The sequence below is a fragment of the Bacillus sp. MUM 13 genome, assembly GCF_001866725.1.
Classification (GTDB): domain Bacteria; phylum Bacillota; class Bacilli; order Bacillales; family DSM-1321; genus Peribacillus.
This window is the reverse complement of the sequence record NZ_MLYQ01000097.1, coordinates 1-14,189: the sequence shown is the minus strand read 5'-3', so window position 1 is coordinate 14,189 and position 14,189 is coordinate 1. Positions and strand designations below refer to the sequence as shown.

Genomic DNA, 14,189 nt, shown 5'->3' with positions numbered 1-14,189 from the left:
GCTGAATAAAACAGCAGTGTAAATTAATTGTAATACATTTGTTTAATATGATAGTATTTACTATAGTTTGTTTACCTGTGGGAGGAGGCAAGGGATGAATCGGATCTTCCGTAACACCATATTTTATTTACTTATCTTTTTGGTCATTATTGGTATTGTAAGCATTTTTAATAATAACAATGAGCCGAATAAGAATATAACCCAAAATCAATTTTTTGAGTACTTGGACAGTGGAAAGGTTAAATCATTTTCCATGCAGCCCGAACGGTATGTATACCAGGTTAAAGGGCAGCTGGACGGATATGATAAAAACACCTACTTCCAAACGTATGTAACAGACAGCGAGAACAATCAGGCGCGCATTGAAGCGGCTGAAAAGAAAAGCGATGTAAAAGTTGAGGTCCTGCCGGCAAAGGAAACCAGCGGCTGGGTTACCTTCTTTACTTCCATTATCCCGTTTGTCATTATCTTCATCCTGTTCTTCTTCTTGCTTAATCAGGCTCAGGGCGGCGGAGGCCGTGTCATGAACTTTGGGAAAAGCAAAGCGAAGCTGTACAACGATGATAAAAAGAAGGTTCGCTTTAATGACGTTGCAGGAGCTGACGAAGAAAAGCAGGAACTTGTCGAAGTTGTCGAATTCCTGAAAGATCCGCGTAAATTTGCAGAGCTTGGGGCCCGTATTCCTAAAGGGGTACTTTTAGTAGGACCTCCAGGAACCGGTAAAACCTTGCTTGCGAGAGCGGTTGCTGGTGAAGCAGGAGTGCCTTTCTTCTCAATAAGCGGTTCTGATTTCGTGGAAATGTTTGTTGGTGTCGGTGCATCCCGTGTACGTGATTTATTTGAAAATGCTAAAAAGAACTCGCCATGTATCATTTTCATTGATGAAATTGATGCAGTCGGACGCCAGCGCGGTGCCGGTTTAGGCGGAGGGCACGATGAGCGCGAGCAGACACTGAATCAGCTCCTTGTCGAAATGGACGGCTTTGGCGGCAATGAAGGCATTATCATCATTGCAGCGACAAACCGTGCAGACATCTTGGATCCTGCATTGCTGCGGCCTGGCCGTTTTGACCGCCAGATCACAGTCGGGCGCCCGGATGTAAAAGGACGGGAAGAGGTTCTTAAGGTGCATGCCCGCAATAAGCCATTACAGGAAAACGTTGATTTGAAGGCAATTGCCCAGAGGACTCCAGGTTTTTCTGGTGCAGACCTTGAAAACCTTCTTAATGAAGCTGCTTTGGTTGCAGCGCGCCAGAACAAAAAGAAAATTGACATGTCCGACCTTGATGAAGCTTCTGACCGGGTTATTGCCGGTCCTGCCAAGAAAAGCAGGGTTATTTCCAAGAAAGAAAGAAATATCGTGGCTTTCCATGAAGCTGGACATACAATCATCGGGCTAGTCCTGGATGATGCTGAAATTGTCCATAAGGTTACGATTGTTCCGCGCGGCCAGGCTGGCGGATATGCGGTTATGCTTCCTAAGGAAGATCGTTTCTTCATGACTAAGCCTGAATTGCTGGATAAGATCACAGGTCTTCTTGGAGGCCGCGTTGCTGAAGAGGTTGTATTCGGCGAAGTAAGTACAGGTGCACATAATGATTTTCAGCGTGCCACTGGCATTGCGAGGAGCATGGTGACTGAATACGGAATGAGCGACAAGCTTGGACCGCTTCAGTTTGGCCAGTCACAGGGACAGGTTTTCCTTGGGCGCGACTTTAATAATGAACAGAATTATTCTGATGCCATTGCTTATGAGATTGATCTTGAAATTCAGCGGATCATCAAAGAATCCTATAGCCGTGCCAAGCAGATTATCACAGATAAGCGCGATAAACTGGATATTATCGCAAAGACACTGCTTGAGATCGAAACATTAGATGCAGAGCAGATCAAGCATTTATATGATCATGGCACATTGCCTAAACGTGATTACAGCTCGCTTAATGGAAACATTGACGACGATGTAAAAGTTACAATAAACCCGAAAAAAGAAGAAAAAGAAGCTCTTTTAAAACCTTTGGATAAACGGGCAAATGGTGATTTAGTTGAAGTGACGGATGATAAAATCCCAACTCCGCCAATTGAAGAAGGACATCCTCAGGATAAACCATTCTCATTCCCGAATGACGATGATGAAAAGAAACTTTAATTTTTTCAAGAAAAGGTATTTCCTTCAGAGGAAATACCTTTTCTCTATTTAGGGGAAACTGAGTAACAGGGATCTATCAGTAAGCTGGACTAATAGCGCAGCTAAAGACTCTATGGTATGATGTTGGAGAATAATTTTCCGGAGTGATGATAACGATGATTTTTGTACTGGATGTCGGAAATACCAATACGGTTTTGGGTGTGTATGATGACGAAACATTAAAACATCATTGGCGCATCGAAACCAATCGCCATAAAACTGAAGATGAATATGGAATGATTATTAAGTCCCTTTTGGAACATGAGGAGTTATCTTTTGAGGAATTTGACGGAATTATTATTTCTTCTGTAGTGCCTCCGATTATGTTTGCCCTGGAAAGAATGTGTAAAAAGTATTTCCGGATTAAACCTATAATAGTGGGTCCTGGGATGAAAACAGGTTTAGATATAAAGTATGAAAACCCCCGTGAGGTAGGAGCAGACCGTATCGTTAATGCGGTGGCAGGAATTCAGGAGTATGGCAGCCCGCTGATTATCGTGGATTTTGGAACAGCTACAACCTATTGTTATATTAACGAAGAGAAACAATATATGGGCGGTGCCATAGCACCTGGAATCGGTATTTCAACGGAAGCGCTATATTCAAAGGCTGCTAAGCTGCCGAGAATTGAAATTGCAAGACCTGACGATATTATCGGTAAAAATACAGTTTCTGCCATGCAGGCTGGCATACTGTTTGGATATGTAGGACAAGTTGAAGGGATTGTAGCACGAATCAAAGAGCAAAGCCCAGTTTCCCCGACAGTTATTGCGACCGGCGGACTTGCAGGACTTATTGCCTCTGAATCAGATGTTATAGATATTGTCGATCCATTTTTGACGCTAAAAGGACTTCAGCTTATTTACAAAAGAAACAGAGATCATTTTAAACAGCAATAAACGAAGGAGGCAATTAAATATGAGTGATTACTTAGTTAAGGCCTTGGGATTTAACGGCCAGATACGAGCTTATGCAGCTTCAACAACAGAAACTATCGGGGAAGCGCAAAGGCGCCATTATACTTGGCCTACAGCTTCAGCTGCACTTGGACGCGCCATGACAGCGACTGTCATGATGGGAGCCATGTTAAAAGGCGAGGAAAAACTGACTGTGAAAATTGAAGGCGGAGGCCCTATAGGAGCCATTCTCGTTGACAGCAATGCCAATGGGGAAGTGAGAGGATATGTGACACATCCTCAGACGCATTTCGACTTAAATGAAAAAGGAAAGCTGGATGTAAGGAAAGCTGTAGGTACAGATGGCTTATTGACTGTAGTAAAAGATATTGGCCTGAGGGACCATTTTACAGGACAGGTTCCGCTTGTATCAGGAGAGCTTGGCGAGGACTTTACCTATTATCTATTGAATTCAGAGCAGGTTCCCTCTTCTGTAGGTGTTGGAGTACTGGTGAATCCGGACAACAGCATTTTAGCATCAGGCGGTTTTATTATTCAATTGATGCCGGGAGCAGAGGAAGAGACCATTTCCCGGATTGAAGAAAGCCTGAACAACATTCCGCCTATTTCAAAATTGATACAGCAAGGTCTTTCACCTGAACAGATTCTCGAAAAAATTCTTGGTGCAGATAACTTAAAAATCCTTGAAACCATGCCTGTTCAATTTGTGTGCCAATGCTCAAGGGAGCGGATTTCAAATGCACTGGTCAGCCTGGGTGCAGAAGAGATTCGGGATATCATCAATACAGACGGCCATGCCGAGGCGCAATGCCACTTTTGCAACGAAAAATATCATTTTTCTAAAGAAGAATTAGAAGAACTAGCAGAACAGGTCAAATAATTCCTGACGGGGGGATAGAGTTGTCTCATAAACAGCTGTGGTCCATAATTGCCGGGCTTATCTTGTTGAATGTTGTGACTATCCTCGTCTTTGTTATAAAGCCGCTTGACTCTGCCAAAACTGCTGGTTTTGGCGGAGATGAGGCGGTTGCCAAAGTAGGGGATACCCAGATCTCGCGGGCTGTATGGATGAAAGCGCTTGAGGATCGCTATGGAAAAGAAGTATTAAGCGATCTTGTGGATGATAAAGTGATCCGGCAGGCTGCTGAGAAATACAAGGTAAAAGTGACGGATAATGATGTCGAAAGAGAATATAAAGTAACGAAAACAATGTATGGAGCGTCTGCACAGAATAATAAAAGTGCCAAGCAGTGGAAGCAGCAGATAAAGTCGAATTTACTGCTTGAAGAGCTGCTCACAAGGGACGTCAAAATTTCGGAAGAAGAAAAAAAGAAGTTTTATGAGGAAAACCAAGAACTATATAAAATACCAACTGCCTATCATCTTTCGCAGATTATCGTGTCTTCTAAACATCAGGCTAACGTAATACGGAAAGAACTGAAGGGCGGTTCAACTTTTGCTGTATTAGCAATGGAGAAGTCTCTGGATGAATTTACAGCCAATCAGGGCGGAGATATGGGATTTTTATCAGCGGACAATGAACAGGCTCCTAAAGAATATTTAAAGGCCGCTGCAGCATTAAAGAATAACAGCTGGAGTAGGCCAATTAAATTGAAGGATGGCTGGGCTGTTATTTATCTCCATGAAAAAATTTCAGGTGAGCAATTCAGCTTCTCTGAATCTAAAAAGCAAATCAGACGCCAAATAGCACTAGAACAGCTGAATATGCCGATATCAAGCAAGGTCTTCTGGAATGAGATGAAGGTAGATTGGTATTACGGTAAAAATAAATAATGTACGCAGTATAAAAAATAAATAAAAGAATACATTGTTATGAAACTAGTTGCTTTAAATTCATCCGAATAGTTCAAAAATATTGACAATTATATTGGAAGGATGTAAATTTTATATAAAACCAATAAAAATAGTCGGTATTAGGAGTGGAGAAGATGACAAGAGTTGCAAATTCAATCATCGATTTAATTGGCCAGACACCATTGGTGAAACTCAACAGAATGACGGATGAAAACAGTGCAGATGTTTATTTGAAATTGGAATATATGAATCCAGGAAGCAGTGTAAAGGACCGGATTGCACTTTCCATGATCGAAGCGGCGGAACAAAGCGGCAAGCTTAAAGAAGGCGATACGATTATTGAACCTACCAGCGGCAATACCGGCATCGGTTTGGCAATGGTTGCAGCTGCCAAAGGATACCGGGCGATTTTAGTCATGCCCGAAACAATGAGCCTTGAGCGCCGTAATCTTCTTCGGGCCTACGGTGCTGAGTTGGTGCTGACACCTGGACCGGATGGCATGAAGGGAGCAATTGGCAAAGCGAGTGAACTTGCCAGGGAAAACGGATACTTTATGCCGCAGCAATTTGAAAATGCTGCAAATCCGGAGATTCATAGAAATACCACAGGAAAAGAGATTGCAGAACAAGCTGGCGGACAGCTGGATGCCTTTATTTCCGCAGTTGGTACAGGCGGGACCATCACTGGTGCCGGAGAGGTGCTTAGGGAAAAATTCCCGGATATCAAGATTTATGCAGTAGAGCCTACAGATTCACCTGTCTTATCAGGCGGAAAACCAGGACCTCATAAAATCCAGGGAATTGGAGCAGGGTTTGTTCCCGATATATTAAACACCAGTCTTTATGATGAAGTTATCACTGTTACTAATGACCAGGCATTTGAATATGCTCGCAGGGCGGCAAAAGAAGAAGGCATCCTTGGAGGCATTTCTTCTGGGGCAGCTATATATGCTGCATTGGAAACAGCAAAGAAGCTTGGAAAAGGAAAAAAAGTCATTGCCATTATTCCGAGCAATGGCGAGCGTTATTTAAGCACACCTCTTTATAATTTCGAATAAGTAAATTGGGAAAAGCCCTATGGCTGGGCTAATCATTTCCGCATAAACAGCAAAGCTCCATTAGGGGCTTTTTTTTTTTGCTCTGTGAAAGCCATTCATTATTTTGGCCTCAGGGGGCGGGAGAGGAAATCAACAGACCAGATTAACTGTGGCATTGCCCATTGGATTTACTTCGCTATACGGCATTTATAGTTTGTGTTTAAAGTTCCCGGCACTTGCCCGCCGCTTTTGTTCTTTAATTTTCAGGCAGAAATGATTACACTTAATGAGAATATAAAAATGTTACTGAGACATAAAATGACTTGGCGGACAGGATGCATGAAATGAGGGATGAATAAATGGGTAAACGAAAGGTTTTTGCAACATACATACCGTTTTCTTATAATCAGTTTTTTGAAGCATATAAATCCTTATCTTCTGGAAGGGACAGGCATGTCTTGCTTGAGAGCGGAAGAGGCGGCTCCTTCAGCATGGCTGGTCTTGATCATGTTGCTGAATTAATAGGAAAAGATCACCTGACAGACATCTTTTATCGAGATGGATCGAGTGAGAGGGCAGCAGGAAAGCCCCTTGATACCCTAAAGAATTGGATGGCAGGACGCGAGGCAGAGCAAAACAAAAATTTTCCCGACTTTCAAGGAGGGGCCATGGGGTTTATCAGCTATGATTATGCCCGTTATATTGAGGATCTTCCAAATTCCGCAAAAGATGACCTTAACACACCGGATATGTATTTTTTGGTGTTTGATGAGGTTGCAGTATTTGACCATAAAAAAAGCCGGCTCTGGTTTATGTACACATGTGAGGAAGAAAGTCTGGATGCTGACAAAAGACTTGAAGAAATGAAAAGGCAATGGACCTCTGCCGTAAAGCCGGTTGACAATGAAAGACTTGCAGGCACCGCAGCCGCAGAAGCAGATTTATTGAAGGTTTCTCTACAAGAAGGGCAGTTCAAAGAAGCGGTTGAAAAGGTGCGCCAGTACATTGCCCAGGGTGATATCTTTCAAGTTAATTTGTCTGTCAGGCAGTCTAGGGCACTTTCTGTTCCGGCTATAGAAGTGTACGGGCATTTACGAAGAATTAATCCATCACCTTATATGGCGTACATCCACACACCCCAGTTTCAGATTATATGCGGTTCACCGGAACTTTTGGTGAAAAGAAAAGGTAAGGAAATTAGTACAAGACCGATTGCTGGGACGAGATCAAGAGGGGCTGATCAGGCAGAGGATGAGAAGCTGGCCAAAGAACTGATAGAGAATGAAAAAGAACGGGCAGAGCATGTGATGCTTGTTGATTTAGAAAGAAATGATATGGGGCGCGTATGTAAATATGGCTCCATTCATGTTGATGAGTTTATGGTGATCGAGAAGTACTCCCATGTCATGCATATAGTATCGAATGTCAGAGGCGAAATCTCTGAGGGGAAAAGCTCTTTCGATGTTATAGAGGCGGTTTTTCCGGGCGGGACAATAACTGGAGCGCCAAAAGTCAGGACGATGGAAATTATTGAAGAATTAGAGCCTGTTAGAAGAGGGGTTTATACAGGTTCGATCGGCTGGATTGGCTATTCGGAAGATATGGAGTTAAATATCGTGATCAGGACAGTATTTGTCCAGGACGGCATGGCTCATATCCAGGCAGGGGCTGGAATTGTCATTGATTCAAACCCTAAGCATGAATATAATGAGTCATTAAAAAAAGCCGCGGCACTCTGGAAAGCGATAGAGTCAGCAGAATTATACCTAACAAAGGCGGATTAATTGATGATTCTCATGATAGATAACTATGATTCATTTACATATAACCTTGTGCAATTCCTTGGGGAGCTTGGTGAAACCCTGATTGTAAAAAGAAATGACAGCATCACCCTGTCCGAAATAGAAGAACTGGACCCGGATTTTTTAATGATTTCCCCTGGGCCCTGCAGCCCTGACGAAGCTGGCATCAGTATGGAGGCTATCCGTTATTTTGCAGGCAAAATACCCATCCTTGGCGTGTGCCTTGGCCATCAGTCCATCGCACAGGTTTTCGGCGGAACGGTTATGGGGGCAGAACGGCTGATGCATGGAAAAACATCTCCCATTCTCCATGACGGGAAAACGATTTTTGCTGATATTCCAAACTCCTTTTTGGCAACACGCTATCATTCACTCATTGTGGAACGAAGTACGCTTCCTGACTGTTTTGTTATTTCATCAGAAACAGAGGAAGGTGAAATTATGGGAATCCGCCACACTGCCTATCCGCTAGAAGGAGTACAATTCCACCCGGAATCCATTATGACTGAGCATGGAAAGAAGCTGCTGCGCAATTTCTTGGATCATTATAAAAAGCAGCAGGATGGCAATACAATGAGGGTTTAGCCTGTTAAAAAAAGAAATGGAGCTGTGAACTGCTGATGTATATGTATATGAATGGTGAAATAATAGATGAGAAAGAAGCGGCCATCTCTCCGTTTGATCATGGTTTTTTATACGGGCTTGGCCTCTTTGAAACCTTTCGCATATATGATGGCCACCCTTTTCTTTTAGATGACCATATAAATCGGATAAATGAAGGGCTGCATGAGCTGAATATTGATTTTTCCTGCACAAGGGCTGAAATCATGAGCATAATTGATCGGTTGATGCATGCCAATGCATGCAGAAATGCGAGATTGAGGCTTAATATTTCAGCCGGAGCGGCTCCGGTTGGCCTGCAGTCGGTGCCGTACACTTCACCTAATATAATTATGCTGATGACTCCGGCCGTATCAGCGGGTGAACTTCAAGCTAAAAAAGGTGTCATCCTGCAAACAAGGCGAAACACACCCGAAACGTCAATCCGCTTAAAATCGCATCATTATCTAAATAATGTAAAAGCAAAACTGGAAATAGGAAATAAGGCAGACATGGAAGGCATTTTCCTTACAGAAAATGGGTATATAGCAGAAGGGATTACATCCAACCTATTCTGGGTTAAAGAAGGCCATTTGTATACACCTGAGATAAATACAGGAATTCTTAACGGCATCACCCGCCAGTGGATAATCGAGCTTGCAGGACAGATGGGCTTTGCTGTTGCCGAGGGACGCTTCCTTCCAGAGGACCTTTTGGAAGCAGACGAATTCTTTTATACAAATTCGGTACAGGAAATCGTGGCCTTTTCGTATGTTGAAAACCTAAAAACTTTTCCGGGGCAAAACGGTGAAGCGGCACGTGTATTATTTAAAGAGTATCAGCGTTACAAAACAAACCTATTTGGTAAATCTCAGCTAAGAGGCATGCAGGAGGAGAACCATGGAAAAGAATCTTAATACTGTCATTGATTGCGGCGTTTATAAACTGGACTACAGCAAGAAAACATTAATTATGGGCATTCTGAATGTGACGCCCGATTCTTTTTCGGACGGAGGGAGATATAATCGGGTCGATGCTGCATTATTCCATGCTGAAAAGATGCTTGAGGATGGTGCAGACATCATTGACATCGGCGGGGAATCCACTAGGCCCAATTATAAAAAAATCACCGATGAAGAGGAAATAGAAAGAGTTGCGCCGGTGATTGAAGCCATATCAAAGAACCTCGATATCCCCATTTCCATAGATACCTATAAATCCAGGGTAGCCAGGGAGTCGGTAAATGCAGGAGCACATATCATTAATGATATCTGGGGAGCAAAGGCAGACTCTGAAATGGCCAGGACGGCTGCTGAAGCCGGTGTTCCTATTATCCTGATGCACAACCGCCCAAACATGGAGTATAAGAATTTCTTGAGAGATGCCTGGAATGACCTCTTTGAAAGCATTGCCTTAGTGAAAAAAGAAGGAGTCAGGGATGATAAAATTATTTTAGATCCCGGTATCGGATTTGCTAAGGACTTCGCTCTTAATCTGGAAATGATGCAAAATCTCGATAAACTTGTATCGTTAGGATATCCGGTCCTCCTTGCTACATCGAGGAAATCCATGATCGGCAAGGTTTTGGACTTGCCTCCAGAAGAGCGTGTTGAAGGTACTGGTGCTACAGTTTGCTCAGGCATTCAGCAAGGCTGCCACATGGTGAGGGTGCATGATGTCAAAGAAATGGCGAGGATGGCAAGAATGATGGATGTTCTGGTTGGAAAGGGTGAATATAGTGGATAAGATTTATCTAAATAGAATGGAATTCTACGGTTATCATGGTGTTTTTCCTGAAGAAAATAAGCTGGGCCAGCGTTTTGCGGTCGATGTACTGGCAGAAACGGATTTATCCGCTGCCGGAAATAGTGACAGCCTTGAGGATTCAGTCAACTACGGAGAGATCTATCAGGTGTGCAAGGATATTGTGGAGGGCAAGACGTTTAAGCTAGTGGAGTCGATCGCAGAAAACATTGCAAAAGAAATGCTGTCAAAGTTTCCTAAAATCCAGTCTGTCACGGTCAAAGTCATCAAGCCGGATCCTCCGATACCCGGGCATTACCAATCAGTAGCTGTAGAAATTACAAGGAGCCGCTGATTTGGAGAATATTGTATACATTTCTATTGGGTCCAATATGGGAAATCGGAAAGAAATTTTTGCGGACGCCTTAAGGCTTCTTCAAAACCACAGCGGAATACAGGTTGTTGACAGTTCTTCCTTGTATGAAACTGATCCAGTGGGATTTTTAGATCAGGAAGATTTTTTAAACGCAGTCATAAAAGCAGAAACCTCGCTTAAAGCAGATGAATTATTGGTTTATTGTCTGCAAATAGAAAAAGAACTTGGAAGAAAAAGGGTAATCAGGTGGGGGCCGAGGACTTTAGACCTTGACATTTTACTGTATAATCACGAAAATATTGAAACAGAGGATCTTATTATTCCTCATCCTCGGATTTTAGATAGAGCCTTTGTCATCATTCCATTGCTGGAAATAGATCCGCACATCACTCTGCCGAAGATGGAGACCCCTTTAAGAGTTATTCTTGATAATATGCAGGATAAGGATAAAGAAGGAGTTCGATTATGGAAGCAGAAAAATGGGGAAGGCGTATTCGCGCTTTTCGAAAGCTGAAAGGTTTTACACAAGAGGAATTTGCTAAAGAACTAGGTGTGTCAGTTTCATTGCTGGGTGAAGTGGAGAGGGGCAATCGTACACCGACTGAGAGCTTTTTAGTGAAGGTTGCCGATAACCTCCATGTATCCTTGGAGGAATTAGAACCGCCTGAAGATAGATAGAAGCTTTAATTAAGGTTCAAGGAGGCTTTACGGTGTTTAAAATAGGTGATATCGAAATGAAAAACCGGGTTGTGCTGGCTCCGATGGCTGGTGTTTGCAACTCCGCTTTTCGTCTCACAGTAAAAGAATTCGGCGCAGGCTTGGTCTGTGCTGAGATGGTCAGTGATAAGGGAATCGTACTTCAAAATGCGAAAACAATGAATATGCTATATATAGACGAAAGAGAAAAACCCCTGAGCCTGCAGATCTTCGGAGGAGAAAAAGAAACCCTTGTAGAAGCTGCACAGTTTGTAGATAAAAACACAACAGCAGATATCATTGATATTAATATGGGCTGCCCGGTTCCGAAAATCACAAAATGTGATGCGGGCGCCAAATGGCTTCTGGATCCGGATAAAATATATGAAATGGTATCGGCTGTAACAGATGCTGTTGATAAGCCGGTTACTGTAAAAATGCGTATGGGCTGGGATGAAGACCACATTTATGCAGTGCGGAATGCCCAGGCTGTCGAACGTGCTGGCGGAAAAGCCGTCTCTCTTCACGGGCGCACCCGTGTGCAAATGTATGAAGGGAAGGCAAACTGGGATATAATCCGCGAAGTAAAGAACTCTGTGAATATCCCTATCATTGGCAACGGAGATGTGGAAACTCCTCAGGATGCGGAAAGAATGATCAAAGAAACAGGTGCAGATGGAGTCATGATAGGCCGCGCGGCACTCGGAAATCCGTGGATGATCTACCGTACAGTGAAGTACCTTGAAACAGGAGTGACGGTTGATGAGCCATCCGTGCGCGAAAAGATGGATGTCTGTATGCTGCACCTGGATCGCCTGATCGCACTTAAAAATGAATATATTGCAGTCCGCGAAATGCGTAAGCATGCCGCCTGGTACCTAAAAGGCGTGCGCGGAAATGGAAAAGCCAGAAAAGGCATTAACGAATGCAACACGCGGGAAGATGTCCATACACTTTTATACACTCTTGTCGATGAAGTGGAAGCTGCTGAACAAAACGTTCAAGTTGTATAAAAGTTGACATGGGTTGTCCTTTTTACCTATAATACGCTTACAATCACTGCCAGATTTCTCTGGCAGTTTTTATTTAGGGTAAGAACCGGATTTTTGGGCTAAAGTACTGTTCGATTACTTTACTTTGTGTGAAAATAAGTAAGGATGCAAATTTCACTTATATATAAGTTTTGAATAACAAGATGGAGATGATTATAAATGAGCGAAGAATTAAACGACCAGCTCAAAGTAAGACGGGAAAAAATGCAGGCTTTAATCAATGAAGGAAAAGACCCGTTCGGAAGCAAATTCGAACGTACTCACCTTACTGAGGCAGTCGTGAAAGAATTTGGAGAAGAAAGCAAAGAAGACCTGGATGAAAAAAATATAGAAGTAACTATTGCTGGACGTGTCATGACGAAGCGCGGAAAAGGCAAGGCGGGATTTGCTCATATTCAGGATATTAGCGGCCAGATTCAAATCTATGTCCGTCTTGATGCAGTGGGGGAAGAGCAATATAAACTTTTTGAACAAACCGACCTTGGAGATTTAGTGGGTATTAAGGGATTGGTATTTAAAACAAAAGTCGGCGAGCTTTCAATTAAAGCTAAGGAATTTGTTTTCCTTACCAAGGCACTCCGCCCGCTTCCTGATAAATTCCATGGCCTCAAAGATGTGGAAGAACGCTACCGCAAGAGATATGTGGATTTAATTACGAACGAAGAAAGCAAAAGCACGCTAATTATGCGCAGTAAGATTGTACAGGCTATGCGCCGCTATCTTGATGACCACGGATATTTAGAAGTAGAAACCCCGTTGCTTCATTCTGTTGCAGGCGGAGCGGCTGCCCGTCCATTCCTGACACATCACAATGCACTTGATATGCCTTTGAATTTGAGGATTGCCATTGAATTGCATCTGAAGCGCCTTATTGTCGGCGGCCTGGAAAAGGTATATGAAATCGGCCGTGTTTTCAGAAACGAAGGAGTTTCCACCAGACACAACCCTGAGTTTACTTTGATTGAGTTATATGAAGCATACGCAGACTATAAAGATATCATGAGCCTTACTGAAAACTTAATTGCACATATCGCAGAGAATGTACTTGGTTCTACTACCATTCAATACGGAGAAAACGAAATCGACCTGAAGCCTGAATGGAAAAGACTTCACATGGTCGATGCTGTTAAAGAATACACAGGTGTTGACTTCTGGAAAGAAATGACCAAAGAAGAAGCGCATCAGCTTGCCAAAGATCACGGCATTGAAGTGAAAGCTAATATGGAGTTTGGTCATATCGTTAATGAATTCTTCGAGCAGGTTGTGGAAGAAAAGCTGATTCAGCCAACATTTATTTTCGGCCATCCTGTAGAGATTTCTCCTCTGGCAAAGAAAAATGAAAAAGATCCAAGATTTACAGACCGATTTGAGTTATTCATTGTCGGCCGTGAGCATGCAAATGCATTTACAGAACTGAATGATCCGATTGATCAGCGCCAGCGTTTTGAAGCTCAATTAAAAGAACGCGAAGAGGGCAATGATGAAGCGCATGAAATGGATGAAGACTTCATCGAAGCGCTTGAATATGGCATGCCGCCAACGGGCGGACTCGGAATAGGAGTAGACCGTTTAGTTATGCTATTGACGAATTCTCCTTCCATCCGTGATGTGCTGTTGTTCCCGCTTATGCGCCACCGTTAAAACGTAAAAAAGACCAATTCTTACAGTCCGTCCGCAGGTTTTGGCAGGCGGACATAAAGGAATTGGTCTTTTTATTTGTTTATAAGAGGTACTAAACTTTGCTTAAAAAGTATGAAATGAATATTTTTTATTATTTTAGCAAAGTTTTTACGAAAAGGTATTGCGCACTTTTTATTATGGTGTTATATTTATATCTGTTGTTACGAACAAGTTTCAAACACTTTAAGATTTTGAAAAAAATTAAAAAAAGTTGTTGACTTAAGGTAATGATAAGTGATAAGATAAATGAGTTGTTTCAAAAATAATTGCTCTTTGAAAACTG

The 14,189-nt window shown here is 42.7% G+C and carries 14 protein-coding genes; all 14 read left to right on the top strand.

The window, feature by feature from the left end:
• Positions 1-94: 94 nt before the first annotated feature.
• The 14 genes from ftsH (at position 95) to lysS (ending at position 13,867) form a co-directional block, all read left to right on the top strand.
• Positions 95-2,149 carry an ATP-dependent zinc metalloprotease FtsH gene (ftsH, locus tag BIV59_RS18865; RefSeq protein WP_083392260.1) on the top strand — a complete coding sequence of 685 codons (2,055 nt, stop codon included), beginning with the start codon at positions 95-97 and terminating at the stop codon, positions 2,147-2,149.
• Positions 2,150-2,304: 155 nt separating this feature from the next.
• On the top strand, positions 2,305-3,087 hold the full coding sequence (locus BIV59_RS18860; protein WP_071353007.1) for a type III pantothenate kinase: 783 nt from the start codon (positions 2,305-2,307) through the stop codon (positions 3,085-3,087).
• Positions 3,088-3,106: 19 nt separating this feature from the next.
• On the top strand, positions 3,107-3,985 hold the full coding sequence (gene hslO, locus BIV59_RS18855) for an Hsp33 family molecular chaperone HslO (protein ID WP_071353006.1): 879 nt from the start codon (positions 3,107-3,109) through the stop codon (positions 3,983-3,985).
• Between the two features lie 20 nt (positions 3,986-4,005).
• Entirely contained in the window at positions 4,006-4,899 is an 894-nt protein-coding gene (locus BIV59_RS18850; protein ID WP_071353005.1) for a peptidyl-prolyl cis-trans isomerase, read from the top strand.
• A 155-nt stretch (positions 4,900-5,054) separates the two neighbouring features.
• Positions 5,055-5,978 carry a cysteine synthase A gene (cysK, locus tag BIV59_RS18845; RefSeq protein WP_071353004.1) on the top strand — a complete coding sequence of 308 codons (924 nt, stop codon included), beginning with the start codon at positions 5,055-5,057 and terminating at the stop codon, positions 5,976-5,978.
• A 338-nt stretch (positions 5,979-6,316) separates the two neighbouring features.
• Entirely contained in the window at positions 6,317-7,741 is a 1,425-nt protein-coding gene (locus BIV59_RS18840) for an anthranilate synthase component I family protein (RefSeq protein ID WP_071353003.1), read from the top strand.
• Positions 7,742-7,744: 3 nt separating this feature from the next.
• On the top strand, positions 7,745-8,344 hold the full coding sequence (gene pabA / locus BIV59_RS18835; RefSeq protein ID WP_071353002.1) for an aminodeoxychorismate/anthranilate synthase component II: 600 nt from the start codon (positions 7,745-7,747) through the stop codon (positions 8,342-8,344).
• Positions 8,345-8,379: 35 nt separating this feature from the next.
• Entirely contained in the window at positions 8,380-9,276 is an 897-nt protein-coding gene (gene pabC / locus BIV59_RS18830) for an aminodeoxychorismate lyase (protein WP_071353001.1), read from the top strand.
• Positions 9,260-10,105 (top strand): dihydropteroate synthase, encoded by an 846-nt coding sequence (gene folP / locus BIV59_RS18825; protein ID WP_071353000.1) that lies wholly within the window; start codon positions 9,260-9,262, stop codon positions 10,103-10,105. Before pabC ends, folP begins: the two co-directional genes overlap by 17 nt.
• A complete protein-coding gene (gene folB / locus BIV59_RS18820) occupies positions 10,098-10,457 on the top strand; it encodes a dihydroneopterin aldolase (RefSeq protein ID WP_071352999.1) in 360 nt (119 codons plus the stop codon). The genes folP and folB overlap by 8 nt, the downstream gene beginning before the upstream one ends.
• A gap of 1 nt (position 10,458) precedes the next feature.
• A complete protein-coding gene (folK, locus tag BIV59_RS18815; RefSeq protein WP_071352998.1) occupies positions 10,459-10,992 on the top strand; it encodes a 2-amino-4-hydroxy-6-hydroxymethyldihydropteridine diphosphokinase in 534 nt (177 codons plus the stop codon).
• Complete coding sequence (locus BIV59_RS18810) at positions 10,944-11,156, top strand: helix-turn-helix domain-containing protein (protein WP_071352997.1); 213 nt, start codon at positions 10,944-10,946, stop codon at positions 11,154-11,156. The genes folK and BIV59_RS18810 overlap by 49 nt, the downstream gene beginning before the upstream one ends.
• Before the next feature lie 32 nt (positions 11,157-11,188).
• Positions 11,189-12,187, top strand: a complete 999-nt coding sequence (gene dusB / locus BIV59_RS18805; protein WP_071352996.1) for a tRNA dihydrouridine synthase DusB — start codon at positions 11,189-11,191, stop codon at positions 12,185-12,187.
• Positions 12,188-12,385: 198 nt separating this feature from the next.
• Positions 12,386-13,867 (top strand): lysine--tRNA ligase, encoded by a 1,482-nt coding sequence (gene lysS, locus BIV59_RS18800; protein WP_071352995.1) that lies wholly within the window; start codon positions 12,386-12,388, stop codon positions 13,865-13,867.
• Positions 13,868-14,189 lie beyond the last annotated feature (322 nt).

Coding starts and splice junctions, on each gene's coding strand:
- pabA (WP_071353002.1), top strand. CDS start 7,745: ATGATTCTCATGATAGATAACTATGATTCATTTACATATAACCTTGTG.
- BIV59_RS18840 (WP_071353003.1), top strand. CDS start 6,317: ATGGGTAAACGAAAGGTTTTTGCAACATACATACCGTTTTCTTATAAT.
- cysK (WP_071353004.1), top strand. CDS start 5,055: ATGACAAGAGTTGCAAATTCAATCATCGATTTAATTGGCCAGACACCA.
- ftsH (WP_083392260.1), top strand. CDS start 95: ATGAATCGGATCTTCCGTAACACCATATTTTATTTACTTATCTTTTTG.
- BIV59_RS18860 (WP_071353007.1), top strand. CDS start 2,305: ATGATTTTTGTACTGGATGTCGGAAATACCAATACGGTTTTGGGTGTG.
- hslO (WP_071353006.1), top strand. CDS start 3,107: ATGAGTGATTACTTAGTTAAGGCCTTGGGATTTAACGGCCAGATACGA.
- folP (WP_071353000.1), top strand. CDS start 9,260: ATGGAAAAGAATCTTAATACTGTCATTGATTGCGGCGTTTATAAACTG.
- lysS (WP_071352995.1), top strand. CDS start 12,386: ATGAGCGAAGAATTAAACGACCAGCTCAAAGTAAGACGGGAAAAAATG.
- pabC (WP_071353001.1), top strand. CDS start 8,380: ATGTATATGTATATGAATGGTGAAATAATAGATGAGAAAGAAGCGGCC.
- BIV59_RS18810 (WP_071352997.1), top strand. CDS start 10,944: ATGGAAGCAGAAAAATGGGGAAGGCGTATTCGCGCTTTTCGAAAGCTG.